General features: G+C 38.2%; 28 protein-coding genes. 23 read left to right on the top strand and 5 right to left on the bottom strand.

Going from position 1 to position 26,493, the window contains the following annotated elements; translation table 11 throughout:
- From HME9304_RS09355 to HME9304_RS09275, 17 genes are all read left to right on the top strand, one after another.
- On the top strand, positions 1–1,317 hold the full coding sequence (locus tag HME9304_RS09355; RefSeq protein WP_112379780.1) for an HTTM domain-containing protein: 1,317 nt from the start codon (positions 1–3) through the stop codon (positions 1,315–1,317).
- Between the two features lie 51 nt (positions 1,318–1,368).
- The gene (gene serS / locus HME9304_RS09350) at positions 1,369–2,640 is read left to right on the top strand and encodes a serine--tRNA ligase (RefSeq protein ID WP_112378342.1); all 1,272 of its coding nucleotides are present in this window, start codon (positions 1,369–1,371) and stop codon (positions 2,638–2,640) included.
- Between the two features lie 76 nt (positions 2,641–2,716).
- On the top strand, positions 2,717–4,504 hold the full coding sequence (locus tag HME9304_RS09345; protein ID WP_417935256.1) for a tetratricopeptide repeat protein: 1,788 nt from the start codon (positions 2,717–2,719) through the stop codon (positions 4,502–4,504).
- Between the two features lie 36 nt (positions 4,505–4,540).
- Positions 4,541–4,858: a DUF4286 family protein gene (locus HME9304_RS09340; RefSeq protein ID WP_112378341.1), complete on the top strand. Its 318-nt coding sequence runs from the start codon at positions 4,541–4,543 to the stop codon at positions 4,856–4,858.
- Between the two features lie 119 nt (positions 4,859–4,977).
- A complete protein-coding gene (gene rsmA / locus HME9304_RS09335) occupies positions 4,978–5,850 on the top strand; it encodes a 16S rRNA (adenine(1518)-N(6)/adenine(1519)-N(6))-dimethyltransferase RsmA (RefSeq protein ID WP_112378340.1) in 873 nt (290 codons plus the stop codon).
- On the top strand, positions 5,837–7,189 hold the full coding sequence (gene mgtE, locus HME9304_RS09330) for a magnesium transporter (protein WP_112378339.1): 1,353 nt from the start codon (positions 5,837–5,839) through the stop codon (positions 7,187–7,189). Before rsmA ends, mgtE begins: the two co-directional genes overlap by 14 nt.
- 12 nt (positions 7,190–7,201) lie before the next feature.
- Positions 7,202–7,567 carry a cupin domain-containing protein gene (locus HME9304_RS09325; RefSeq protein ID WP_112378338.1) on the top strand — a complete coding sequence of 122 codons (366 nt, stop codon included), beginning with the start codon at positions 7,202–7,204 and terminating at the stop codon, positions 7,565–7,567.
- 18 nt (positions 7,568–7,585) lie between these two features.
- Entirely contained in the window at positions 7,586–8,518 is a 933-nt protein-coding gene (locus tag HME9304_RS09320; RefSeq protein ID WP_112378337.1) for a 2-hydroxyacid dehydrogenase, read from the top strand.
- Between the two features lie 9 nt (positions 8,519–8,527).
- Positions 8,528–8,944 (top strand): response regulator transcription factor, encoded by a 417-nt coding sequence (locus HME9304_RS17235; RefSeq protein ID WP_112378336.1) that lies wholly within the window; start codon positions 8,528–8,530, stop codon positions 8,942–8,944.
- Between the two features lie 100 nt (positions 8,945–9,044).
- Positions 9,045–9,551: a DUF4199 domain-containing protein gene (locus tag HME9304_RS09310; protein ID WP_112378335.1), complete on the top strand. Its 507-nt coding sequence runs from the start codon at positions 9,045–9,047 to the stop codon at positions 9,549–9,551.
- 5 nt (positions 9,552–9,556) lie between these two features.
- Positions 9,557–10,012 (top strand): DUF1801 domain-containing protein, encoded by a 456-nt coding sequence (locus tag HME9304_RS09305; RefSeq protein WP_112378334.1) that lies wholly within the window; start codon positions 9,557–9,559, stop codon positions 10,010–10,012.
- A 39-nt stretch (positions 10,013–10,051) separates the two neighbouring features.
- Entirely contained in the window at positions 10,052–10,438 is a 387-nt protein-coding gene (locus tag HME9304_RS09300; protein WP_112378333.1) for a VOC family protein, read from the top strand.
- Positions 10,439–10,495: 57 nt separating this feature from the next.
- Positions 10,496–10,885, top strand: coding sequence for a TM2 domain-containing protein (locus HME9304_RS09295; protein WP_112378332.1), 390 nt, complete (start codon positions 10,496–10,498; stop codon positions 10,883–10,885).
- An 86-nt stretch (positions 10,886–10,971) separates the two neighbouring features.
- Positions 10,972–11,295: an ArsR/SmtB family transcription factor gene (locus HME9304_RS09290; protein ID WP_112378331.1), complete on the top strand. Its 324-nt coding sequence runs from the start codon at positions 10,972–10,974 to the stop codon at positions 11,293–11,295.
- A 2-nt stretch (positions 11,296–11,297) separates the two neighbouring features.
- On the top strand, positions 11,298–11,792 hold the full coding sequence (locus tag HME9304_RS09285; RefSeq protein ID WP_112378330.1) for a DUF6428 family protein: 495 nt from the start codon (positions 11,298–11,300) through the stop codon (positions 11,790–11,792).
- Between the two features lie 23 nt (positions 11,793–11,815).
- Entirely contained in the window at positions 11,816–12,292 is a 477-nt protein-coding gene (locus HME9304_RS09280) for a GNAT family N-acetyltransferase (RefSeq protein ID WP_206170459.1), read from the top strand.
- A 15-nt stretch (positions 12,293–12,307) separates the two neighbouring features.
- On the top strand, positions 12,308–12,730 hold the full coding sequence (locus tag HME9304_RS09275) for an arsenate reductase ArsC (RefSeq protein WP_112378328.1): 423 nt from the start codon (positions 12,308–12,310) through the stop codon (positions 12,728–12,730).
- Between the two features lie 14 nt (positions 12,731–12,744).
- Here HME9304_RS09275 and HME9304_RS09270 read toward each other — a convergent pair whose 3' ends face one another.
- The 3 genes from HME9304_RS09270 to HME9304_RS09260 all read right to left on the bottom strand — a co-directional run bounded on the left by HME9304_RS09270 (position 12,745) and on the right by HME9304_RS09260 (position 16,398).
- Entirely contained in the window at positions 12,745–14,565 is a 1,821-nt protein-coding gene (locus tag HME9304_RS09270; protein WP_112378327.1) for a GNAT family N-acyltransferase, read from the bottom strand.
- A 73-nt stretch (positions 14,566–14,638) separates the two neighbouring features.
- Positions 14,639–15,889, bottom strand: coding sequence for an aspartate kinase (locus tag HME9304_RS09265; RefSeq protein WP_112378326.1), 1,251 nt, complete (start codon positions 15,887–15,889; stop codon positions 14,639–14,641).
- A 26-nt stretch (positions 15,890–15,915) separates the two neighbouring features.
- Entirely contained in the window at positions 15,916–16,398 is a 483-nt protein-coding gene (locus tag HME9304_RS09260; RefSeq protein ID WP_112378325.1) for a GNAT family N-acetyltransferase, read from the bottom strand.
- 112 nt (positions 16,399–16,510) lie between these two features.
- Here HME9304_RS09260 and fbp point away from each other — a divergent pair, with 112 nt between their 5' ends.
- A complete protein-coding gene (gene fbp, locus HME9304_RS09255; RefSeq protein ID WP_112378324.1) occupies positions 16,511–17,518 on the top strand; it encodes a class 1 fructose-bisphosphatase in 1,008 nt (335 codons plus the stop codon).
- On the opposite strand, the gene HME9304_RS09250 is transcribed toward fbp, so the two are convergent.
- Positions 17,515–17,937: a tellurite resistance TerB family protein gene (locus HME9304_RS09250; RefSeq protein ID WP_112378323.1), complete on the bottom strand. Its 423-nt coding sequence runs from the start codon at positions 17,935–17,937 to the stop codon at positions 17,515–17,517. The two genes, fbp and HME9304_RS09250, sit on opposite strands and share 4 nt — an antisense overlap.
- A 188-nt stretch (positions 17,938–18,125) precedes the next feature.
- On the opposite strand from HME9304_RS09250, the gene HME9304_RS09245 reads away from it, so the two are divergent.
- The 5 genes from HME9304_RS09245 (at position 18,126) to pdeM (ending at position 24,916) form a co-directional block, all read left to right on the top strand.
- Entirely contained in the window at positions 18,126–19,154 is a 1,029-nt protein-coding gene (locus HME9304_RS09245) for a ligase-associated DNA damage response exonuclease (RefSeq protein ID WP_112378322.1), read from the top strand.
- Positions 19,151–20,836, top strand: coding sequence for an ATP-dependent DNA ligase (locus HME9304_RS09240; protein ID WP_112378321.1), 1,686 nt, complete (start codon positions 19,151–19,153; stop codon positions 20,834–20,836). Before HME9304_RS09245 ends, HME9304_RS09240 begins: the two co-directional genes overlap by 4 nt.
- Before the next feature lie 91 nt (positions 20,837–20,927).
- Positions 20,928–21,224 (top strand): GIY-YIG nuclease family protein, encoded by a 297-nt coding sequence (locus tag HME9304_RS09235; protein ID WP_112378320.1) that lies wholly within the window; start codon positions 20,928–20,930, stop codon positions 21,222–21,224.
- A 30-nt stretch (positions 21,225–21,254) separates the two neighbouring features.
- Positions 21,255–23,729, top strand: a complete 2,475-nt coding sequence (locus HME9304_RS09230) for a ligase-associated DNA damage response DEXH box helicase (RefSeq protein WP_112378319.1) — start codon at positions 21,255–21,257, stop codon at positions 23,727–23,729.
- A gap of 554 nt (positions 23,730–24,283) precedes the next feature.
- A complete protein-coding gene (gene pdeM, locus HME9304_RS09220) occupies positions 24,284–24,916 on the top strand; it encodes a ligase-associated DNA damage response endonuclease PdeM (RefSeq protein WP_112378317.1) in 633 nt (210 codons plus the stop codon).
- A gap of 49 nt (positions 24,917–24,965) precedes the next feature.
- On the opposite strand, the gene HME9304_RS09215 is transcribed toward pdeM, so the two are convergent.
- A complete protein-coding gene (locus tag HME9304_RS09215; RefSeq protein WP_112378316.1) occupies positions 24,966–26,309 on the bottom strand; it encodes a dihydrolipoyl dehydrogenase family protein in 1,344 nt (447 codons plus the stop codon).
- Between the last annotated feature and the right edge of the window lie 184 nt (positions 26,310–26,493).

Genomic DNA, 26,493 nt, shown 5'->3' with positions numbered 1-26,493 from the left:
GTGCTTAACCAATTTCTTTTTAAGAAGATCGACAATGCCCAACTTGTTGTATTTAGGGTTTTTTACGGTTTACTGATAAGTGCCGAATGTTATGGAGCAATTATCACAGGTTGGGTAAGGAGAACGTTGGTCGAGCCCCGATTTACTTTTTCATTTATCGGTTTTGAATGGTTACAGCCTTTACCAGGTGATTGGATGTACGTTTATTTTGCCATAATGGGCACGCTCGGGTTAATGATTGCCTTGGGCTATAAATACAGATTGAGCGCTTTCACTTTTGCCGTTATGTGGACAGGCGTATATCTTATGCAAAAAACATCGTACAACAACCACTACTATTTGTTAATGCTCTTGGCGTTTATAATGGCATTTCTTCCTGCAAATCGGGATTTTTCCTTGGATGCCAAACAAAATCCAAATTTCCGTTCGACAACAATGTTCAACTGGATTAGATGGATGGTGATCCTGCAACTTTTCATTGTGTACACCTATGCATCTGTTGCAAAGCTGTATGGAGATTGGCTGGACTTCAGCATAATTGAAATCTTAATGAAATCCAAGCAGAACTATTTTCTTGTAGGCGACTTATTGCAAGAAAAGTGGGTTCACAAAATTATAGCCGTATTTGGAATTTTGTTCGATTTGCTCATTGTTCCCGCGTTACTTTGGAAACCAACTCGTAAGATAGCCTTTATATTTTCAATATTCTTTCACCTGTTCAATAGTATTGTATTTCAAATAGGTATTTTCCCATACTTGTCATTGGCTTTTATTTTATTCTTTTTCCCTCCGCAGACCATTAGGAATATTTTTCTGAAAAAAAAGACTGTAATTGTGGACAATACCATACATGTTCCAAAAAACAGTAAATGGATTTTGGCAATTTTGGGATTATATTTTACTATACAATTCTTACTTCCGCTCAGACATTACACTATTCCAGATGACGTGCTTTGGACAGAGGAGGGCCATCGCTTGAGTTGGCGAATGATGCTAAGAAGCCGTTCCGGTACGGCACGTTTTAAAATTGTCAGCAAAAAAACAGGGGAAGAAAACTATGTAAAGCTAGATGATTACCTCACTAAAAAACAAAAAAGAAAAGTAGCTTGCTATCCGGATTTTACATGGCAATTTGCTCAATATCTTAAAAAAGAGTATGCCGAAAAAGATGAGGAGATTCAAGTTTTTCTTGAAGGAAAGGTCAAGATCAATAATGGAAAATACCATGAGTTCGTTGATCCCAAGGTAGACTTGGCCAACGTACCGTGGAAACATTTTTCACATAACGAATGGATAAGACCCTCACAAAAAGATTAAATATTGGTCAACTCGCTTGGATTGACTTAAATTTGCCGCTCAAAACAAGTCATGCTTCAATTACATAAAATCAGGGAGGACAAAAGCATTATAGTGAATGCTTTAAAAAAGCGAAATATCGATGCAGAGCCATTGCTATCGGCAATTATTGATTTAGATGAGAAAAGACGCGCCATTCAAACAGAACTTGACGCTACTTTGGCAAAATCCAATAAGCTGTCCAAAGAAATTGGAGTACTTTTTAAAACCGGTAAAGCAAAAGAAGCAACTCTACTGAAAGAACAAACTACCGATCTTAAAGAAGCTTCAAAACAATTGGGCGAACTGCTCAATACTACTGCTGCTAAACTTCAAGAATTGTTGTACCAAATTCCCAACATACCTCATGAATCCGTTCCTGCTGGAAATTCCGATGACGACAATGTGGAAATTTTTAAGGAAGGAGATATTCCAAAGCTAAATGAAGATGCATTGCCCCACTGGGAATTGGCAAAAAAATATGATATTATAGATTTTGAGCTTGGCGTAAAGGTTACGGGAGCGGGTTTCCCCATTTATAAAGGAAAAGGGGCCCGATTGCAGCGTGCGCTCATTTCCTACTTTTTGGATAAAAATACTGAAGCTGGGTACACGGAGGTACAACTCCCACTTATGGTCAACGAAGCTTCTGGTTACGGAACTGGACAATTGCCCGACAAAGAGGGACAAATGTATCATGTACAGAATGATGACCTCTACCTAATTCCAACCGCCGAGGTTCCTATTACCAATCTGCACAGAAACGATATTGTTTCCCAAGAAAGTTTTCCCATAAAATATACGGGATATACTCCTTGCTTTAGAAGAGAGGCCGGAAGCTATGGTGCCCACGTTCGTGGCTTGAACAGACTGCACCAATTTGACAAAGTGGAATTGGTACGAATTGAACGCCCCGAAAACTCATACCAAGCTTTGGATGAAATGACGGAACATGTAAAAAATATTCTTAGGGAATTGAAATTACCTTACCGAATATTACGCCTATGCGGCGGTGATCTAGGTTTCACAGCGGCACTGACGTTTGATTTTGAAGTTTTTTCCACTGCGCAGGATAGGTGGCTCGAAATAAGTTCCGTATCAAATTTTGAAGCCTTTCAAGCAAACCGATTAAAACTTCGATACAAAGACGAGGACGGTAAGAGTCAATTGGCCCATACATTAAATGGCAGTTCTTTGGCACTGCCCCGTGTTTTAGCGGGAATCTTGGAAAACTATCAAACTAAAGAGGGCATTAAAATACCGGAAATATTGGTTCCCTATTGCGGTTTTTCAATAATCAACTGAACCTTCTGACTATTTATTTGGATTCACTTAACAGGATTCCGTGTTTTTCTACGTTATATTTGAAATAAAGATTGCGTTGCGATACTTTCTATTTCTTATTACATATAGCCTATTTCAAACTTTTACGTGCGCGCAAGAGGATTTCCTGGCCAAGCAGTATTTCAATGATGGAGAGTATGAAAAAGCCTTGGTTTTTTATGAAAAATTAGTGGCTAAAAGCCCAAGGCGAACGGATTATGCGGAAGGTCTTATAGCAAGTTACCAACAATTGGAGCGGTATACCGATGCCGAAACATTTCTGCTAAAAAAAATTGAGGATCCCTACGCCTTCCCAACATTTTTTATAGAACTGGGCTATAACTACACATTACAGGACCAGCCCGAAAAAGCCTTGGGATTTTACGAGCAAGCAATACAGAAAATAAATGAGAATCCAAATTTTGGATACAGTGTAGGATATCGTTTTCAAAAGTATGCGCTGCTCGATTATGCCATACAGGCCTATAACAAAGCCATGGAACTAAAGCCTGACTTAAACTATGATTTTCAATTGGCACGAATTTATGGTGAGAAAGGGGATGTTGAAAAAATGTACAGTTCCTATTTAAATTTAATCTATGAAGGTAGGACCTCACGATCTAATGTATTAAGGAATATTGATGACTTTATCTCAGAAGATCCTGCAAACACTAATAATGTTTTATTGAAAAAAGTACTGCTTAAAAAAGCGCAAAAAGATCCAGACGTTCTTTGGAATGAGTTATTGAGTTGGCTCTTTATCCAACAAAAACAGTACAATAGTGCTTTTAACCAAGAAAAGGCAATATATAAGCGCACTGGAGAAAGCTCCCTCGATAGATTGGAGAACTTGGGCCAAATTGTACTGGAGGAAAAAAATTACACCTCCGCAATACCTATATTTGAATATATTGTGGAAAATAGCAATAACCCTGTTGCCAAATTAAATGCACAACTCCACTTAATAGACATTGAACTTGAAGGAACAGATAGAAAAAAGCTGGAAAGCGTAGAAAAGAAGTTTCAAGCTTTGGTCACGGAATACGGAGTACAAAGTCGCTCTTTGCAGCTACAAATAGCTTACGGAAATTTTCTAACGTTTAAAAAGGAAAATCCAAAACCTGCAATTGCAATGCTCAAAGAGTGTTTAGTGCTCCCTTTGGGACGAATGGGCGTGGCCTATGTAAAATTGGCTTTGGGGGATATTTTGGTTTACGATCAAAAGTTCAATCAAGCACTTATCTACTTTACCCAGGTTCAAAAAAGTCTAAAAAATGATGTCCTTGGCCAAGACGCACGTTTTAAGGTGGCCCAGACCAGTTTTTATAAAGGAGATTTTGATTGGGCTCTCACTCAATTGAAAGTATTGAGAGGTTCAACATCGCAATTGATTGCCAACGATGCTATGCAATTGAGTCTATTGATATCGGACAATTCCCTTGAAGATTCCACACAAACAGCACTAAAGAAATATGCACGGGCCGATTTGTTGGCCTATCAAAATAAAAATAGGGAAGCAATTGAAACTCTAGAAGACATTTTGGAAAATCATAAAGGTGAAAAAATTGAAGATGAAGCACTTTTGAAACAAGGAGAATTATTGGAAGCCCAAAAATCATACGAGGCTGCCGAATTTAATTATAAGAAAATCATAGCGTTTTATGCTGATGGAATTCTGGCAGATGATGCGCATTTTGCATTGGGCGAACTGTACAGAAATATTCTCGGCCAACCAGAAAAAGCAAAAACCCAGTACGAAAAAATTATTTACAATTATCAGGACAGTTATTATTTTCCAAAGGCCAGAAAGCATTTTAGGATGCTTAGGGGAGATGCTATTAACTAAATCTTTTTTACATTTAGTTTTTTAAGATAAACTCACATGCTCATATATAATGTCACCATCAATATAGATGAAAGCGTTCATGATAAATGGTTATCCTGGATGCGTGATAAACATATTCCGGATATGTTGGCGACAGGTAAGTTCTCTCATGCAAAAATGGCCAAAGTACTTGTTGAAGAGGATATGGAAGGAATCACCTACTCCATTCAGTACACTTCCAAAGACAGGAAAACCTTGGAAAGCTATTATGAGGAAGATGCGGAGAGATTACGTGGCGATACTCTAAAATTATTTTCCAACAAATTTGTTGCCTTTAGAACAGAGTTGGAAATAATAAGCCAGCAAATACCCTAAATTTTTCAAACTAATTTCCCTATAAAATATAATCGGATTTTTAAATACTGAAAATTTCGATTTGGAGCTGGACCGTAGGCCTATGTGTAAAATTCACATTAACTTGCAAAAAAACTGCTGTGGCCAAAAAGAATAAAAAGAGATATGAAGAAAGCTGGTCAAAAAAAAAGAAAAATGGGCGTGACGAGAGCATTGTCAAACCTAAAAAGTATCTAGGACAGCACTTTTTAAAGGATGAGGATATAGCCAAACAAATTGCTGATACGCTTTCCCTCGATGGATATACCAATGTTTTGGAAATTGGTCCGGGCATGGGTGTGCTTACCAAATACCTGCTCCTTAAAAATTTGGATTTAGTAGCCATGGATCTCGACGAAGAATCCATAGTCTATCTTAACCATAGTTTCCGTTTGGAGCATCCAAAAGTGTTTGAAAAGAATAATCGCTTTGCTATTATTGAAGCAGACTTTTTAAGGTTTGATTTAAAACAACTTTATGGGGATGAACAATTTGCCATAACCGGCAACTTTCCCTATAATATTTCCAGCCAAATTGTCTTTAAGATGTTGGAAATGAGACAGCAGATTCCAGAATTTTCAGGTATGTTCCAAAAAGAGGTCGCAAAGCGTATTTGCGAAAACCCTGGGAGCAAAACCTACGGCATATTATCGGTTTTGGTACAGGCCTTCTATGAAGCGGAATACCTTTTCACCGTGCATCCACAAGTATTTGACCCCCCTCCAAAAGTACAATCAGGAGTGTTGCGACTAACCCGAAGGGCAACTTTAAAATTACCCTGTGACGAGCATTTGTTTTTCAAAGTGGTAAAGGTCGCTTTCAACCAAAGAAGGAAGACTATTCGCAATAGTCTTAAAACCTTCAACCTTTCCAATAATCTAAAAGAAGATACTATATTTGATAAGCGTCCAGAACAACTGAGCGTACCTGACTTTATAGCGTTAACACAGAAAATAGCCAATGACTCCGTTTAAACTTACAGATGAGCTAATCGCTGAGATACAACAGCTTATAGAGGCAAAGAAGAACGCTGACCTTCAGTTATTGATGAAGGAGTTCCACTATGCGGATATTGCAGAGATAGCCGATGAACTTACCGTTGATGAGGCTACTTATCTAATCAAGCTCTTGGATAGTGAAAAAACCTCCGATATCATCGCTGAAATGGACGAAGATATTCGAGAGGCCGTACTGAACAATCTTTCCGCAAAAGAAATCGCGGGCGAGCTTAAAGAACTCGACACGGATGATGCCGCAGATATTGTTGGGGAACTTCCAAAAGAAATCGTCCAGGAGGTCATCTCGGAAATAGAGGATAGAGAGCACGCCAAGGATATCGTGGACCTTTTGCGCTACGATGAGGATTCAGCAGGAGGCCTTATGGCAAAAGAGTTGGTGAGGGTCAATGAAAATTGGAATGTACTCACTTGTGTAAAGGAAATGAGAGCACAGGCAGAGAATGTTACCCGGGTCCACTCTATTTATGTGGTTGATGATGAAGATAAACTAAAGGGTAGGCTATCATTAAAAGATTTGCTTACAACTTCCACAAAAACCCATATAAAGAACATTTATATTCCCAAAGTGGACTATGTTGGAGTCAATGAAAAATCTGAAGAAGTAGCAAAAATAATGTCCAAGTATGATTTGGAGGCGATTCCCGTAGTCGACGAAATTGGGCGATTGGTTGGGCGTATCACAATCGATGATATTGTTGATGTGATTCGTGAAGAAGCAGATAAAGACTACCAGATGGCTGCAGGTATCTCTCAAGATGTTGAGGCAGATGACAGTATTTGGGAATTGACCAGAGCAAGATTGCCCTGGCTTATATTGGGCCTTTTTGGAGGAGCCGCCGCCGCATATATTATGGGAGGGTTCGAAGAAATGTTCAATAAATACACCGTTCTTTTTCTCTTTACGCCTTTGATTGCCGCCATGGCAGGAAATGTTGGTGTACAATCCAGTGCCATTATTGTTCAAGGTCTGGCAAACGATGATTTAAAGGGAAGTGTAAGCAATAGATTGGTAAAGGAAATTGTATTGGCACTTTTAAACGGAGTTATTTTAGCAGTAATACTATTGCTTTTTACCTGGGGCTGGAAAGGAGATTTTATGACAGCACTGGCAATTTCCATTTCGTTGATCGCGGTTATTGTTGTAGCGGGTTTTGTGGGCACATTTACCCCGCTATTTTTACATAAGCGTGGCGTTGACCCAGCAATTGCCACTGGGCCTTTTATTACAACTAGCAATGATATTTTTGGAATCTTGATTTATTTTTTGATTGCCAAAATGATTCTGGGGATTTAAATTCTAAAAGTTATGAAGCCTATCAACCTAAAACAAAAACATTCAGAATTCACCAAGCAATGGCATCCACATCAAATTGCGGTCGTGGATGACATGCAGGTCATCCTTGCCAAAGTACAGGGAGAGTTTGTTTGGCATTCGCATGAGGGCGAAGATGAACTTTTTCAAGTTTTGAAAGGCACTTTGTACATGAAGTTTCGAGATAGAACCGAAGTTGTGGAAGAAGGTGAGATTATTGTAGTTCCAAAAGGAGTGGAGCATTGCCCTTCGACCAAAAATGGGGAAGAAGTCCATTTATTGCTTTTTGAAAAACAGGATACTGCACATACCGGTAAAGTAGCGCATGAAATGACCCAAACCGAATATCCCAAAATTTAGGAATTTTAGATTACAGCCATGAAAGTTCTCCACCTAGACACCAATCATCCACTGCTTATAGAACAGTTCGCGGAACTCGGATTCCAAAATGACGAAGACTATACATCATCAAAAGACGATATTGAGAAAAAAATACATTTGTACGATGGCGTAATCATAAGAAGTAGATTTACTATTGACCAACAGTTCTTGGACAAAGCAACCAACTTAAAGTTTATAGGCCGTGTAGGTGCCGGTTTGGAAAATATAGATACACGTTATGCCAAACAGAAGGATATCTTTTTAGCTTCGGCACCAGAAGGAAATCGTAATGCCGTAGGCGAACATACTTTGGGGATGTTACTGTCCTTAATGAACAAAATGACCAAAGCAAACAGGGAGGTCAAAAAAGGGAAATGGGACAGGGAAGGTAATCGCGGTGTTGAATTAAACGGTAAAACTGTTGGTATTATCGGTTATGGAAATATGGGCAAGGCTTTTGCCGAAAAACTCAGTGGCTTTGATGTGGACATTATCTGCTATGATATTGTAGGCGGTGTAGGCGATGATAATGCAAGACAGGTAGGGATTATGGAGTTCAAACAAAAATCCGATGTTGTAAGCCTCCATGTTCCCCAGACAGAAAAAACCATAGGGATGGTCAATTCAGGATTTATAAATGAATTTCACAAACCATTTTGGTTTCTGAATACGGCACGTGGAAAATGTGTTATAACCCACGATTTGGTAAATGGATTAAAGTCAGAAAAAATTCTTGGTGCTGGTTTGGACGTGTTGGAATATGAAAAAAAATCGTTCGAAAATATGTTTGCGCAGAAACCAAAGGCCTTCAAATATTTACGAAAAGCCAAAAATGTTCTATTGACGCCCCATGTTGCAGGTTGGACAACAGAAAGCAAGGAAAAGTTGGCACAGACCATTGTAGATAAAATCAAAGCTGGATTTTGTTAAATTTAATGGGTGAAAAAGACCGTATTCGTTTTTTCGGCACTTATAGTATCATTGCTTGCACTTCTTCAACTAAGCAAGTATGCCTATATTTCCAATGATATTTCCATAGAAATAATCATTGCCATTATTGCTATCTGCTTCTTTGCCATTGGTCTTTTTATCAACAAAAGGAAATCGCAAGAAGAAAAATTCTCTTCTTCCTCAATAGATTTAAAGAAGATTGAACAGCTTGGAATAAGCAAACGTGAACATGAAGTACTTGTTCAGGTATCAAAAGGCCTTTCCAACAAAGAAATTGCAGATCAACTTTTTGTATCGGAAAGTACCATAAAAACCCATGTATCCAACCTGCTTGTAAAGTTAGAGGCCAAACGTAGGACACAAGCGATACAAATAGCAAAAAAACTACAAATCCTGTCACTCTAAATTGTTTTGGAAGTTAAATACCATCATTTTAGTACTTTAGTATGAATACAGCATGACTCCCCATAAGTACTTTTGAACTAACCATTTAAATAAATTTAAGATGAAGAAAACAGTATTAAAGTTCGGTCTTTATGGAGCCATTACCATCAGTGTGCTTTTTTTGATCAGTTGGTACGCTTTGAGTGATTTATCATTCTCCATGCAGGAAGTATTGGGTTATATATCCATAATACTTTCCTTAAGTTTTGTATATTTTGGTATAAAACATTTTAGGGACAAAGAGAATCAAGGCAAGGCAAGTTTTAAGCAAGGGCTTATTGTTGGAATATTGATAAGCCTCATAGTCGCATTGATTTTTGGTGTCTTGGATATATTTTACATTAAAGTAATAAATCCAAATTTTACCACAGAGTATTACGAGCATGCTATAGCAGATATGAAAGCATCTCTTCCAAAGGTAGAGTTTGAAACCAAATTGGCAGAAATGGAATCTCAAAAGGAATTATTTGCCAATCCATTTTTCTCCTTTGCGCTCATGGCAATGACCGTTTTTGTAATAGGTTTTATAATTTCCTTGATTTCCGCTTTTACACTTCAACGTAAATAGTAAAAATGACCATAGAAGCGAAGACACCCGATGAATATATTGGCAAATTGCCCAAAGAACGCAAGGAAGCAGTTTCTAAGTTGCGGAGTACAATAAATACAAACCTACCTAAAGGATTTGAAGAATGTATCAACTATAATATGATAGGGTATGTGGTGCCCCATTCTTTGTACCCCAAAGGTTATCATTGTAATCCTAAATTGCCCTTACCATTTATACATATCGCCTCACAGAAGCATTACGTGTCCCTATATCATTCTGGGATATATGCGGACAAAAAATTATTGGATTGGTTCTTGGCCGAATATTCCAACCATATAAAAGCAAAATTGGATATGGGAAAAAGCTGTATCAGGTTTAAAAAAATGGAGAATATTCCTTTTGGACTCATTGCTCAACTGTGTCAGAAAATGACAGTTGAGGATTGGATAAAATTATACGAAAAGAACATAAACAGATAAAATTTTTCCATTTTCTGGAAAAAGGAAAGTAGAATTAAAATGAAAAATAGAGTAACGGGCCTAGGCGGTTTTTTCTTCAAAACAAAAAATCCAAAAGCATTGAAGGAATGGTATAAAAACCATTTGGGTTTGCCCACGGATGATTATGGCTGCACCTTTTGGTGGAAGGACAAAAGAGGTAGCTCCTGCTCCACACAATGGAGTCCACTTAAAGAAAACACCGAATATTTTCAACCAAGCGATAAACAATTTATGATGAACTTTAGGGTTGAAAATTTAACCGAACTCTTAAAAACGCTCAAAAAAGAAGGAGTAACCATAATAGGCAAAGTTGAAGAATATGAGTATGGAAAATTTGGCTGGATCATGGATTTGGAAGGGAACAAAATAGAACTTTGGGAACCTGTTGATAAAGCATTTCTATAGCTAATAAAATATTCCTTAAATTTAAACCATGTACAACCAACAAAATTAATTAATACCATGTCCGAAGAAAACAAAGACGATAATAAGGCCAAAGATGGCTTTGAAGGAGCAAAAGATTCTACCAATGACTTTAAAGAAGAAGCGAAAAAAACCGCCAATGAGTTTTCAGATGGTGTCAACGACACCCTAAATGCTGAAAATAAAAAAATGCTTGCGGGTATTTTAGCTATTATTCTTGGCTCATTGGGGGTTCATAAATTTATTTTGGGCTATCAGAAAGAAGGATTGATCATGATAGCGGTTACTTTGGTTCTTGGAATATTTACATGTGGAATTGGAGCATCAGCTATGGGCTTAGTAGGTTTAATAGAAGGAATAATCTATCTAACTAAATCTGATGAGGAATTTTATAATACTTATCAAGTAGGAAAAAAACCTTGGTTCTAAAATAAAAATGCCAGAGGTTTTTTACTCTGGCTTTTTTATTTAAAGGTATTATCGTAATATTGCAATATAATTTTTAATAATAAAATTTGGGCGCATCCAAAACACATATTTTTTCTTTACCTCAAAATGAACTGGCTCAAGTGGCCAAAGTTTTGGCACATCCTGCACGTATAGCTATTTTAGAATATATAAGCCGACAAGAAAATTGTATATGCAACGATTTGGTCGATGTGATTGGACTTTCACAACCTACTATATCCCAGCACTTGAACGAAATAAAAAAGATAGGCCTCTTAAAAGGTACTTTTGAAGGTAAAAATCTTTGTTACTGTATAAATAAAGAACGATGGGAAGAATTGCAACAATCGTTCAATACTTTTTTTACGAACATTAACTATAACTGCTGTTGATCATGAACACATCTGAACTTTTATCATTACTCAACCAAAATCAAGAAAAGAGCCTACTTTTTGAGTATTCAAAAAATAAATTTGTTGAAGCAAACTATCACATTACCGAAGTAAAAAATATTACGGTAGATGCTGTTGACTGTGGTGCTGGAACGGACTACTGGAAAGAAACCGTGGTACAATTGTGGGAAAGTCCAGATGAGATAGGGAAACAAGACTTTATGAAAGTTCATAAAGCCATGGAGATTTTGAACAGGGTGGATAAAATGAAACCAATGGTCAGGGAAGCCGAAATTAAATTTGAATATAGTAATCCAAATTTTCACACGGCCCAACTTTTTGTTGATGATTATAATATTGATAAAGATGCATTAATCATCCAATTGTCCATTAAAAAAACTGATTGTAAAGCGCGTGATACTTGTGGTGTAAGCAATACTTTGGAATCCGTAAATCAAACAGAAAGCAGTTGTGCTCCAGATAGCGGTTGCTGTTAACGTAAATGATAAAAACCCGTAAAATGAAAGCTTCGGACTGGAAGCAGGTTTCTCAAATATACGAACAAGGAATCGCTACCGGTCTTGCAACTTTTGAACAGCAAATCCCTAGCTATGAAAGTTGGGATAATGCGCATGTAAAAGAATGTCGAATTATTGCCATCAGTAGTGCCAAAATCTTAGGATGGGCAGCCCTTTCGCCTGTCTCAAGCAGGTGTGTTTATGGAGGAGTCGGTGAGGTAAGCGTTTATGTTGCCTCAAATAGCAAGGGAAAAGGCGTGGGGAGACTGCTTTTGGAACAACTTATAAGTGAAAGTGAAACAGCAGGATTTTGGACATTGCAGTCTGGTATCTTCCCAGATAATGAATCCAGCATCGCGCTCCATAAAAAGACTGGATTTCGTTATATAGGCAAGCGTGAGCGTATTGGCAAAATTAATGGCGAATGGAAAGATAATTTGCTATTCGAAAAAAGAAGTGAAGTTGTTGGAACATATTAATAATCAAATTGAAGCATGAAAAACGTATTGGTACTTTGTACAGGTAACTCTTGCAGAAGTCAAATGGCACATGGTTATTTAAATTATTTTCAAGATGCCTTGGCAAATATTTATAGTGCAGGTATTGAAACACACGGATTAAACCCAGATGCAGTTGCCATAATGAAGGAAGATGACATCGATATATCCTCGCATACCTCAAACCATGTGGATGAATATAATGGAATTGAATGGGATTACATTATTACTGTCTGTGACCATGCTAAGGAAAACTGCCCTTTTATTCCTTCAAAAAATGCAGAGCGGATACACCATAATTTTTTTGACCCTTCAAAAATAGTTGGTGCAGATGACGTAAAACATAAGGCATTTCTAAAAGCCAGAAATGAAATAAAGGAATTTTGTCAAAACTTTGTCAAAGAAGAATTACTAAATTAAAATCCAACATTCATTTAATCTGTTGCGTAAGGATTGTTCCCTTCCGTCATTTTTTGTTCAAGCTCGGCCTGAAACTCTTCCATAACCGGTTTTACGGTACCCTCTGGCAAATCTGCAATTTTAATATACATTAACCCATCTACCGAATTATTAAATAACGGATCAACATTAAAGGCAACAACCTTTGCGTTTTGTTTAATATATTTTTTGATTAATACTGGTAAACGAAGACTCCCTGGTTCTACCTCATTAATGAGCTTATCAAATTTATTTAAATCAGCTTGGGTCTCGTCAAATATAAATTCCTTATCAGCATCTTTTAGTTTCACCTTAAATTCTTTCTTGGGATGCACATATTGAGCCACATAAGGATCCCAATAGTTGGACTTCATGAATTCAATCATTAGAGACTTTGAAAAATTGGAAAACTGATTGCTGATGCTTACTCCACCAATCAAATATTTATGCTCGGGATGTCTTAAAGTAGTGTGCACTATACCTTTCCATAACAAAAACAAAGGCATTGGTTTTTGTTGATATTCCTTCACGATATAGGCTCTGCCCATTTCAATGGATTTTTCCATCATCCCGTACAGTTCTGGTTCAAAACGGAACAAATCTTGAAGATAAAACCCATCTATACCATATTTCTTGAAAATTTGAGAACCTAATCCCATACGGTAAGCACCAACTATGGCCTTGTCTTCGTCGTCCCAAAGAAAGAGATGATGATAGTAAGAATCGAAGCCATCCAAATCTATGGCATTATTGGTGCCCTCCCCTACTTCTCTAAACGTTATTTCCCGCTGCCTTCCAATTTCGTTTAAAATAAAGGGCATATCTTTCTTCTGTGCCAGATATACCTCATAGTTTTTGCTTTGCAGCATTCGGCAATCTTTTTCTCTTAGTTTTTCTATCTCGCCTTGCAATACTTCGGTACTTACAGGGGACGCAATCTTTTTTGGGGATTTAGGAATTTTTAATGTAGAAGGGACCTTATCTATTAAACGTTCTTTTTCAAAAGCGTTAGCGAGCAAATAGGTCTTTTTACGTAAAAGCTCCGTAAAAGATTCCAAGGTTTTTTCTTCTTTTTGAGTAGCCACCGATATAGGTTGTCCAACCCTTACCTTTATAGGTCTCTTGTTCTGTGAAGTAACTTCAGATGGCAACTTTGCAGTTCTAAAGACATCGTTCAATTTGGATAGTCTGTAAAAAAGCCGGCTGTTGCGGGCATGAAAATAAATAGGTACAACAGGAACTTCCGCTTTTTTGATCAATTTAAGTGCAGCTTCTTCCCAAGGTCTATCAACAACCAACTTTCCATCCCTATATGTTGAAACTTCGCCAGCAGGGAAAATACCAAGAGGGTGCCCCTCCCTTAAATGCAAAAGTGCATTCTTGAAGCCGGTAATACTACTTTTGGCATCTTTATGGTTCTCAAAAGGATTAACTGGCATTATAAAAGGTTTCATTGGCTCAATACGATGAAGCAAAAAATTGGCGATGATTTTAAAATCTTCTCGCTTCTGCAGCATCAGTTTAAGTAACAATACGCCATCTATGCCTCCCAACGGATGATTGCTTATGGTAATATAAGCCCCGGATTTGGGAAGACGCTTTAAATCTTCCTCTGGAATCTCAAAATCGATTTCGTAATGCTCGAGAATAGCATCCAAGAATTTTGTGCCCTCTAAGTCTTTGTTATCATCATAAAACCGATTTATAGAGCTAATTTTGGTAGCCACAATTAAAAGCCATCCCACAAAAGTTCCCAAAAATCCGTATTTGTCCAGATTAATGACCTTTGCTACCTCTTTCGCAGAAACCAACCCCATAGATTATCAATTAGGTAACCGTAAAGATAGAAAAATACCCTAACTGAGTTCTCACCCTAAAATGATTTTAAATTTATTTTACAACAAGCTGAACAGTTTCTTTGCCGCGTTGCTCCACAAGAACAGAGGCTCCATTTTGAAGTGATCTTACAGATTTATCATCAAAATGTCGAACAGTGTATAGCGATACATCTTTATGGCAGACCACTTTAAATTTTCGCTTCAATTCATTCAACATCGCTTCCAGACCATTAAATTTATTATCCAAACAAACAGAAAAACTTATCGCAGAATTTTGAATCAAATCTACTTTCATTCGGTGATGATGGAAAAGTTTGAATATCTCGCTAATACTATCCTCCATAATAAAAGAAAAATCAAGAGAAGATAGTTTGATGAGCACTTGATTCCTTTTTACGATAAAACACGGCACTTCTGGAGATATTCCTTTGCCTTTGGCAACCTTTGTTCCATTTTTTAAGGGGTCAAGAAAAGATTTGACATATAATGGAATTTCCTTCCGTTGCAATGGCTGTAGGGTTTTGGGATGAATTACCGAAGCTCCATAAAAAGCCAATTCTATTGCTTCTCTATACGAGATTTCATCTAGCAATTGTGTTTTCTTAAAATTTCTGGGATCCGCATTCAAAACGCCCGGAACATCCTTCCAAATCGTGACCGAATCCGCGTTTAGACAAAACGCTAAAATAGCGGCAGAATAATCAGACCCTTCTCGACCCAGGGTTGTGGTAAAATTGTTATCATCGCTTCCCAAAAATCCTTGGGTAATATTCAATTGCGATATATTGATTCTAGTGGAAATCTCATTTTGGGTACGTTCCCAGTTCACAGAAGCATCCCTATAAGCAGTATCTGTTTTAATTAAATTACGTACATCTTGCCACGTGTTGGGGATACCCGCTTCTTTAAAGTACTCACTCACTATTGTTGTAGATATCAGCTCGCCATATCCCACAACCTGATCATAGACAAACCCATATTTAGGTGATTTGTTCCAGGTCAAAAAGCCCTTTACTTCCTCAAAAAGAAGTTTTACCCTTCCATATACAGGATGGTTTTTAGTATCGAACAAATCTGCCAATATGGCTTCATGGTAATCAATGACTTCCTGCAGCGAAGAGGATATTGTTTTTTTGTTCTCAAAATAAGAAGCAATCACTTTTTCCATTGCATTTGTAGTTTTTCCCATTGCAGAGATTACGACCAATGTATTTTCATGACCTACCTGTTGCAGAACATTTACAATATTCCTTACCCCATCTGCATCTTTGACAGACGCGCCACCAAATTTAAAAACCCTCATTTGACTTTATTTATTCCGAGGAAAGTCTAGTCCAAACTTTCCATATAATTTTTTATTCCCTTTTCGTCCAATTGCACAACATCCCAATCCCGCATGACCTTTGCTCCTTGCTTTTCGTAAAACTTAATTGCGGGTTCGTTCCAATCCAATACTTCCCAAGAGATACGTTTTACGCCCAGGCTATATCCGTACTTCACAACCTCATCCAAAAGAGCCGTTCCAAGACCACCGCCCCGCATAGTCTCGGCAACTATTAAATCTTCCAAATGAATCACAGGCCCTTTCCATGTAGAATATCTTGGGTATACCAATGCAATACCTATTATCTTATCGTTTTTCTCGGCAACAAAACAATGAAATAGTTTTTTGTCCCCAAACCCATCTTTAATCAAATCTGCTTCGGTGACCTCTACGGCATTGGACTCTTTTTCAAAATCGGCCAATTCCTGGACAAGTTCCAATACTTGTTCCATATCTTCTTTTTGCGCTTCCCTGATTGAATAATCCATATTGTTACAAATAAAACTCAAAGTTATATATTTAAAATACTTTACGTTGGCGAAAACGATGTAGTATCACAAAATACCCGATATTTGTCGGCAAATAAAACACCTGCCTACAATGGATAAGAAAACCTTGACCCTTGGAGAGTTCATTATTGGAAACCAAGATTCTTTTCAGTACACTTCAGGAGAATTATCAAGGCTTTTAAATGGCCTTAGATTAGCTGCAAAAGTCGTGAATCACGAAGTGAACAAAGCAGGACTCGTAGATATTATTGGCGCTGCAGGAGATACCAATATTCAAGGGGAGAACCAACAGAAATTGGATGTAATGGCCAATGAAAAATTCATTCAGACCCTTTCAAAGCGGGAGATAGTTTGCGGAATAGCTTCAGAAGAGGAAGATGATTTTATTAGTATCAATAGTTTTGATAAGCAACATCAAAACAAATACATTGTTCTCATCGACCCTTTGGATGGCTCTTCGAATATTGATGTTAATGTATCCGTTGGGACCATCTTTTCAATTTATAGAAGAATAACCCCTGTTGGGACACCGGTGACCATTGAAGATTTTCTTCAACCGGGCCGAAATCAAGTCGCCGCAGGTTATATTGTCTACGGAACCTCAACAATGCTCGTTTACACTACGGGCGATGGCGTAAATGGTTTTACGTTGAATCCTGCGTTGGGAACTTTTTATCTTTCCCATCCAGACATGGAATTCCCGGAAAATGGAAAGATCTATTCAGTGAACGAGGGCAACTATATACATTTTCCACAAGGCGTAAAAGACTACATAAAATATTGCCAAGAAGAGGAAGATGACAGACCTTACACGTCCAGATACATAGGCTCTTTGGTGTCTGATTTTCACAGAAACATGATCAAGGGCGGTATATACCTGTACCCAAAAAGCAGTAAAGCCTCAGAAGGCAAACTACGCTTGCTCTACGAGTGCAACCCTATGGCATTTTTGGCGGAACAGGCCAACGGAAAAGCCAGTGATGGGTTCAATCCTATCATGGACATTAAACCAAAAGAACTGCACCAACGAGTTCCTTTTTTCTGCGGAAGTAAAAAAATGGTGGAAAAAGCAGAAGAATTTATGGCATTAAGGGCCTAATGGTCCAAAAGATACTGATAGGACTCAAAAGATATCTTACCCTCAAAAATATCAAATGACTTTTTTATAATTCTTTCTGCATCTTTTGATGGGTAGCCCAATGCCACTGCATATTTCTCGATCAATCTCATCTGGTCTTCATCTACGGAGTGGTCTGCAAATGCCATTTGAAAGAACTCAAAAAGTCGCTTCAATCTTTTTTCACCACTATGGGGAGTTTCAATAGGATACTTATTTTCCTTTTTCATTACCTCCTTATATTCGGCATCCGTAATATCCAATTTAAAGGCAAACCTATCCAAGATTGCTTTTTCTTTAGGATTTACTTCCCCATCAACAGCAGCCAAAGAAGCTAACGTTGCAAAATGGGCAAGATTTTTTCGTTTATCTCCGTGCTCGTAAAGATCAATAATTGGCATATGTTAAAATTTGTTGCGCAAATATAATTCTTTTTAGAGGTAAAGATTAATCCCCATATCCATTATTTTGGCGTTTCCCAAATCGTTGGTTTTGGTTCGCGCTATTCGTTACAAAGCCTTGTGCACTTTTAATGCACTTCGCTATCGCTAACGCTGGCTACCCGTAAAATTTGTAAATTCACACAGCTATGAACATTCCCCTTTTACAATTTACCGATCGTGGAATTTACTGTGATGCGGCCAATGTATACCTAGACCCTTGGAAACCTGTGGACAACGCTATTATTTCCCATGGCCACGCAGACCATAGTCGGTGGGGGCATAAAAAATATATTACCCATCACAGTAACGTTCCTATTATAAAACATAGATTGGGTGATATAAACGTTACAGGTAAAGAATGGGGCAGATCATTTACGATTAGAGGGGTAAAGTTCAGTTTGCACCCTGCAGGCCACATTATTGGCTCGTCACAGATCAGGGTAGAACATAAAGGGGAAGTTTGGGTTTTTACGGGAGATTACAAAACCGAGGATGATGGCCTCGCCACACCCTACGAAACCGTTAAATGCCATACCTTTATAACCGAATGTACATTTGGGCTGCCAGCATTTCTTTGGACGCCCCAGAAAGAAGTTTTTGAGGATATTAACAACTGGTGGAGCCAGAATAAGGCTGACGGCAACACTTCTGTACTATTTGGATACTCTCTGGGAAAAGCACAACGATTGCTTAAACATCTTGATCCATCCATCGGAAAAATCTATACACACGGTGCAGTTGAGAACATGACCCAGGTATTACGCTCACTGGTTGATTTTCCAGAAACCGAACTCATTACCCGCGACACCAAAAAAGAGGATATCAAAGGCAACATTGTCATTGCACCGCCCTCGGCACATGGCAGCACTTGGATTCGTAAAATGGTTCCCTATGTTACGGCCTCCGCTAGTGGCTGGATGGCCTTCCGTGGTGCACGGCGCAGGCGTGCAATTGATAAAGGCTTTGTACTGAGCGATCATTGTGATTGGCCGGCACTTTTGAGCGCCATCAAAGATACTGGGGCTGAAAAAATTATTTGTACGCACGGCTATACCGAAATATTTTCCAAATACCTACGGGAGCTTGGGTACGATGCTAGGACGGAAAATACACAATACGAAGGTGAACTGGCAGAAATGAATATTTCAGAAACCTCAAAAATTGAGGTCAAATGAAAAATTTTGCTAGCCTGATCAAAACCCTGGACAGTACCAACAAGACCAACCGAAAAGTCCAAGCTTTGGCAGACTATTTTCAAAAGGCAGGCGCCAAAGACAAGATTTGGACAATTGCGATACTCTCACATCGCAGACCACCGCGTCCCGTCAACACTACCTTGCTCAGAGAATGGGCAGCGGAATTGGCAAACATTCCCTTATGGTTGTTCGAGGAAAGTTACCATATTGTTGGTGATTTGGCGGAGACCATTGCACTGATAATCCCAGAAGGAAAAAAATCCACGGACAAAAGCTTGACTGACTTTTTGGAAGAAATGATTTGGCTCAAATTAAAGACCGATGAAGAAAAAAAGTCTTATCTCTTCAAAAACTGGAGTCAACTCAATTATTACGAACGCTTTGTTTTTACTAAACTGATTACGGGCGGATTTCGCATTGGAGTCAGTCAAAAACTAATGACCAAAGCACTTTCAAAAGCAACCGAGATCGACGAAGATGTATTGGCGTACAAACTCATGGGTAACTGGGACCCAAACACCATAACTTTTGAAGATTTAATACTGAAAGAGAACGAAAGCGATTATCTCTCCAAACCTTATCCATTTTATCTGGCCTATGCGATTGAAAATGAAGTTTCAGAACTAGGAGATGTGAAAGACTGGTCCATTGAACATAAATGGGACGGCATCCGTTGTCAGGTCATCATCAGGAACAACGAAATTTTTGTTTGGAGTCGTGGAGAAGAATTGGTGACGGATAAATATCCAGAATTCGGAAAATTCATAAAAGCAATTCCTAACGGAACTGTTCTGGATGGGGAATTACTCCCCTATCCTAATGGTGAAATCGGCACTTTTAATGATTTACAGACCCGTATTGGCAGAAAAACAGTTTCTAAAGCACTTTTAGAAAAAACTCCTGTGGTCTTAAAAGTATATGACCTGCTCGAATGGGAAGGTCAAGATATTAGAAGCAAAGCGTTTTTGGAGCGTAGGGCATTATTGGAAAACCTTTATAATACTGTGGTTTCCGCTACGCAAAACCACCAAAACAATACAAATCAGGTCACTGAGCGGAGCCGAAGTGACCTACCCCTCCTTCTTTCCGAACGACACCAGTTTAATACTTGGGATGAAGTAGCACAAGAACGAAACCGCGCCAGAGAAATGCGAAGCGAAGGATTGATGTTAAAAAGAAACAAATCCCACTATCAAGTAGGACGTAAAAAAGGAGATTGGTGGAAATGGAAAGTCGACCCATTGACCATTGATGCGGTGCTCACCTATGCCATGCGCGGCCATGGTCGCCGAAGTAACCTCTTTACCGATTATACATTTGCGTTATGGCAAGAAAAAGAAAGTGGGGAAAAAGAACTGGTGACTTTCGCCAAAGCATATTCAGGATTGACCGATGCCGAATTTAGACAAGTGGATGCCTGGATAAAGAAAAATACGCTTGAACGTTTTGGCCCTGTACGGAGTGTGACACCCCACCATGTTTTCGAAATTGCATTTGAAGGTATTGCGCTATCAAAAAGGCACAAGAGCGGTGTGGCTACCAGATTCCCTCGTATATTGAGATGGAGAAAAGACAAGAAGATTGAAGAAGCAAACACTTTGGAGGATTTGAAGGCACTGATTCCGAGCACAGCGAAGGAATCCCTTAACAAAGAAACCTGAAACGGAAACATTGAAACAAGCCATTCAAATAGAAAGCAATCAAAAACTTCCGTTCCCTTCACGCAGATTACTTCGTTTAACTCGTAATTTCATGACAAAAGGATATTGCTATATATTAACCAACAAGAATAAAACCGTACTATACATTGGGGCAACCAATGATTTACGAAGACGCACGAGTGAACATAAGAATGGTAAATACTCAAATTCGTTTACAAAAAGATATAATTGTAATCTATTGGTATATTTTGAAGAATTTGATACGATAAAAGATGTATTTGCCAGAGAAAAACAGTTAAAATCAGGCAATAGAAAAAGAAAAGAAGATTTGATAACCTCTATAAATCCAGATTGGAAGGATTTATCTTTGGAATGGCAAGCAGACTAAAATAACAGATTCCTTCGCTGCGCTCGGAATATGAACAGAAAACAACTTTTTGAAATTGCCGAAAACTGGTTCCAACAACAGCACTGGAAACCTTTCGCATTTCAAAAGGAAACATGGACGGCCTTTTTACAGGGAAAGCATGGTTTGCTCAATGCTCCAACAGGTAGCGGAAAAACTTATGCGCTTTGGTTTCCCATTGTTCTGAACTACATCAAAAAAAATCCTGATTATAAATCCAAGCACAAAAAAGGCCTAAAGGCGATATGGATTACGCCCCTACGTGCCTTATCCCAAGAAATTAAACAATCCGCAGAGCGAATTACCCTAGATTTGGACACTCAGATGACCGTCGGGATTCGAACGGGAGATACTTCCACAAAAGAACGTTCAAGACAGAAGACCAATATGCCCGATCTATTGATTACAACACCTGAAAGTTTGCAGTTGTTGCTTTCATCAAAGGGATATGAAAAAGTGTTCAAGGATTGCTCGGCGATTGTTGTTGATGAGTGGCATGAGTTACTGGGAACAAAACGTGGCGTACAAATGGAGCTGGGATTGTCCCGATTAAAAACAATCTGTAGTGATTTACGCATTTGGGGTATCTCGGCCACTATTGGGAATTTAGAACAAGCTAGGGAAGTGTTGCTCGGCCCAACCTCAGAAGCACTAAAAAATTCAGTTTTGGTGAAAGCTAAGCTCAATAAAAAAATTACGGTAAAAAGTATCATCCCAAAAGAAATGGAAACCTTTCCTTGGAGAGGACATTTAGGGCTTCGTCTTCTGGAGGACGTGGTACCGATCATTAACGGTAGTAAAACAACTTTACTTTTTACAAATACCAGAAGCCAATGCGAAATCTGGTTTCAAAAAATACTGGAAAAACATCCTGAATATGCAGGTGAAATGGCCATGCATCATGGTAGCATAAATAAGGAAACCCGTATATGGGTAGAGCAGGCCATCCGCAACGAAAGTCTAAAAGCCGTGGTATGCACATCCAGCCTTGATTTGGGAGTAGATTTCGCTCCTGTTGAAACCGTGGTACAAATTGGCGGACCAAAAGGTGTTGCCCGTTTTTTGCAGCGTGCGGGGCGTAGCGGACATCGTCCTGGAAAGGAAAGCGTAATTTACTTCTTGCCGACCCATGCCATGGAACTCATAGAGGCTTCTGCCCTTCAACAAGCCGTTATAAAAGAGGCAGTAGAAGATAGAATGCCCTATTTGAACAGTTACGATGCGCTATTGCAGTATTTGACCACTTTAGCGGTCTCCGATGGATTTTATCCCGAAGAGATCTATCCAGAAATTAAACAAACCTTTTGTTACCAAGCGCTAACTAAAGATGAATGGCAATGGTTGCTCAATTTTTTGGTTATGGGCAGTCAAAGTCTAAAGACTTACGATGAATATCAAAAAGTAGAAGTAGAGGATGATGGCAGATTTAAAGTGAACAACAGGGCAATCGCAATGCGACACCGTCTCCAAATAGGGACTATAGTTGGTGATGCGGTTATTTCAGTTCGCTATCAAAAAGGAGGATATATCGGTACTATGGAAGAATATTTTGTTTCTAAATTACAACAGGGCGATGTATTTACATTTGCAGGTAGAAATTTGGAGTTTATTCGAATAAAGGGAATGCAGGCCCATGTACGAAATTCTACAAAACGCACAAACAAGGTTCCCAGTTGGTCAGGAGGGCGTCTCAGTTTTTCGTCACAAATGTCCCAACTCTTGCGCGAGGAACTCTATAAGGTAGCTTCTTCAAAATCAACTTCTAAAAATAAACTTAGTGAGGAGCTCAAATCCTTAAAGCCAGTTTTTGTTAGACAAGAAAAGGAAAGCATCATACCAATACCTTCGGAATTTTTAATAGAAACCTTTAAGACCCGTGATGGCTACCATCATATTTTTTATCCTTTTGAGGGGAGAGCTGTCCACGAGGCTATGAGCAGTCTGCTTTCCTACCGTATCAGTTTACTTTCCCCAATCACTTGTTCGTTGGCATTTAACGACTACGGATTCGAAATGCTTTCTGATAAACCCATCGATATTCAAAATGTATTGGACAATAATCTATTTACGACCGAGTATATGCTAGACGACCTTCAAAAGAGTTTGAACAGCAATGAAATGGCAAGAAGAAAGTTTCGTGATATCGCGGTTATCAGTGGAATGGTCTTTACTGGATATCCAAATAAGGGAGTTAAAATGAAACATCTACAAAGTAGTTCACAACTCTTGTTCGATGTTTTTAAAGATTTTGAAGCCGACAATTTATTGTTTAGACAAGCATTTACTGAAATGTTCGAGCACCAATTGGAGGAAGGCCGATTGCGGATTGCATTGGAAAGAATTGCGAAACAAAAGATTGTTTGGAAACAATGTGAGAAACCTACGCCGTTTTCTTTTCCGATTATCACGGATAGACTTCGTGAAAAGCTCTCCAGCGAAAAACTGGCCGATCGTATTAAGCGAATGACCAAGATTTTGATGAAGTGAACCTTATAAAATTATTTAACTTTACAAAAAGCTTCGCTATGAGTGTTTCTGAATTACAAAATGAAATTATAAAAAAAATCTACTTTCCATAAAAGAAGAACAAACCTTGATTCTTTTCAAACAATTGTTGAGCAATCACACAAATCCTACAACATATCAACTTAATAAAACCAAAAAAAAAATTAATTTTAGAGAGAATTGCCGACTATAACTCAAATCAGGTTTTGACGAATGAGTCTGTTTTCAAAAAGAATACCGAATGGCTAAACGAATATTTTGGACATCCAAAGCAGGTGCTGTTTTCACTAAAATCCTAGAATTCTATTGTTAGCGAAATGGTTCAAAAAACAATAGTCGCAAACTTGATAAAGAAATAAATGTAGCTATAAAACTGTTGTCCCAGCATCCTTTACTTGGAATAAAAATAAACCGTCCGAGCATTTACATTTTGATTAAGAAACGTTTTATAATATTCTACGAACTAAAGTTAGAGGAAATCATAATTCATTTGATTTGGGATACTCGACAAGACCCATTTAGCTTAAAGCTTTAATATGACCCAATCGATAAAAATCCAAAGTCAAGAATTTCTATTACACCCTTTGGGCGGAATTTTTTGGGTAGAGAAATCGATGTTATTGATCAGTGATGTTCACTTGGGAAAGGTTGTCCATTTTAGAAAATTTGGTGCTGCCGTACCTCAAAAAGCCATCCACAAAAACTTCATGCTCTTGGATGAAATTGTGGGTTATTTTCAGCCTTTTCAAATCTGTTTCCTTGGGGATTTGTTTCATTCTTCATTAAATAAAGAATGGCAATTGTTTGAGAATTGGGTCGGAAAGACACCGGCAGAAATTATTCTAGTTGCGGGCAATCATGACATTATCGCACCCGAAAAATTTGAACATCTTGGTATCAAGATATTTCAAGAATTGGAATTCGATGGTTTTTTGTTGACGCACCATCCAAAAGAAAAAGATGGGTTTTTTAATTTTTGTGGGCACGTTCATCCTGCTATACGATTGAAAGGTTTTGGCAGGCAACGATTGAAGCTATCCTGCTTTTTCAAGAAAAAAAAACAACTGATTTTGCCCGCGTTTGGCAAATTCACGGGCACTTATGTTCTTGAACCAACTGAAGAAGATGAGGTTTATGTTGTTGTTGAGAACGAGGTATTACAAGTTTAATACCCGTCTAAATATAAGAAGCTGTAAACTAATACAGCTTTAATTTTATCTATACCATACTTTTTGTATCATATCCCCATGAAGGATAGGTAAAGATGGTTTGTTTAATATCATAAACCGTCATTTTTTGATTGATGGCCATTACGAAAATATTAATGATTTCAGCAGCAGTTTCGCTCAAAATGTGGGCCCCTAGGATTTTGTCGGTTCTTTTGTTACTGATAATCTTACAAGCATATTTTGGAGAATTTATATGTGTTGCGTTGAACCAATCCTTTAAGTTCTTGTGTTCTACTACAACGTTTTTGTATCTACGCTTTGCTTCTTCTTCAGATAAGCCGACCGATGCAATATTTGGATGTGTAAAAACTACTGATGGAACTACGGGTAGTTTAATTGATTTTGAATTATCGGAAATTATATTATCACCTACAATATATCCTTGCAAGCCTGATAATGGTGTTAGAGGCAACCCCTTATCAGATACATCGCCACATGAGTAAATACTTCTATTTGATTTACTTTGAAGATATTCATTGGTAATTACTCCATTTTCATTGAAATCAACGTTTGCATTTTCAAGGTCAAGTTCGGCGATTGCTGGCACTCGGCCTGCAGTATTAAAAACTGTCCTAGATTTTAGGCGCCTTTCTTTTCCATTTTTGGTATACGTAATACGAAGGTTCTTTTTAAGCTTTTCAATAGATTCGATATTGGCATTGAAGATGAAATTAATTCCCCTGGATTCACAAGAAATGACCAAATCATTAACCAAATCCTTGTCAAAAGCTTTCAATGGTCTATCCGATTTGTCAATAACCGTTACCAAAACACCCATTGCTGACGCTATGTTGGCGAATTCCATTCCCACATATCCAGCCCCAATAAAGACCATACTCTTGGGTAGTTTTTTTAAATCAAGGAAATTGTCGCTAGTCATGGTATACTCGGCCCCTTTAAAGGACAATCGCGTAGGCTCATACCCTGTTGCGATAACAGCTTTTTTGAAGGATATTGTTTTGCCTTCTACCAATAGTGTACTTTCATCTATAAATTTTGGGGATTGATGATATAATTTAATGTTCAATTCCCGCAATTTCTTCTCGGTACTAGCAGGAACATTATCAGTAAAATTTTTTTTGAATTTTTGGATATTCTGCCATTTCAATTTCGGCAAGTCCGTAATACCTTTACCCTCTAAATTCTTGGCACGTTGTAAAACTTCAATAAAACCGAGCATCACTTTCTTTGGGTCACATCCCCTGTTGGCACAAGTTCCTCCAAATTCACGTTTGTCCGCTATGGCTACCTTCAAATTCCCATTCACACACTTTTCCGCCACGGTCTGTCCAGCTATTCCACTACCAATGACAAATACATCAAACTGTTCCATCTAGACCATTTTTGATTGAAGCATTGGAAAATTTAAAATTATCCATAATTAAAGGTGCGATTTTAATAAGAAAAGGAATAGCCCAAAATGATAAAATTATAGCACGAATAAAATAAAACGCAACCAAGTTCAAGCCATTCGGCATAAAGCTTAAACCAATTAAGATAATACTTTAGAGGATTGA

Origin of the sequence: Flagellimonas maritima, assembly GCF_003269425.1 — a bacterium.
Classification (GTDB): Bacteria; Bacteroidota; Bacteroidia; order Flavobacteriales; family Flavobacteriaceae; genus Flagellimonas; species Flagellimonas maritima.
The sequence above is the reverse complement of the archived record's forward strand: the minus strand, read 5'-3'. Positions and strand labels throughout refer to the sequence as shown.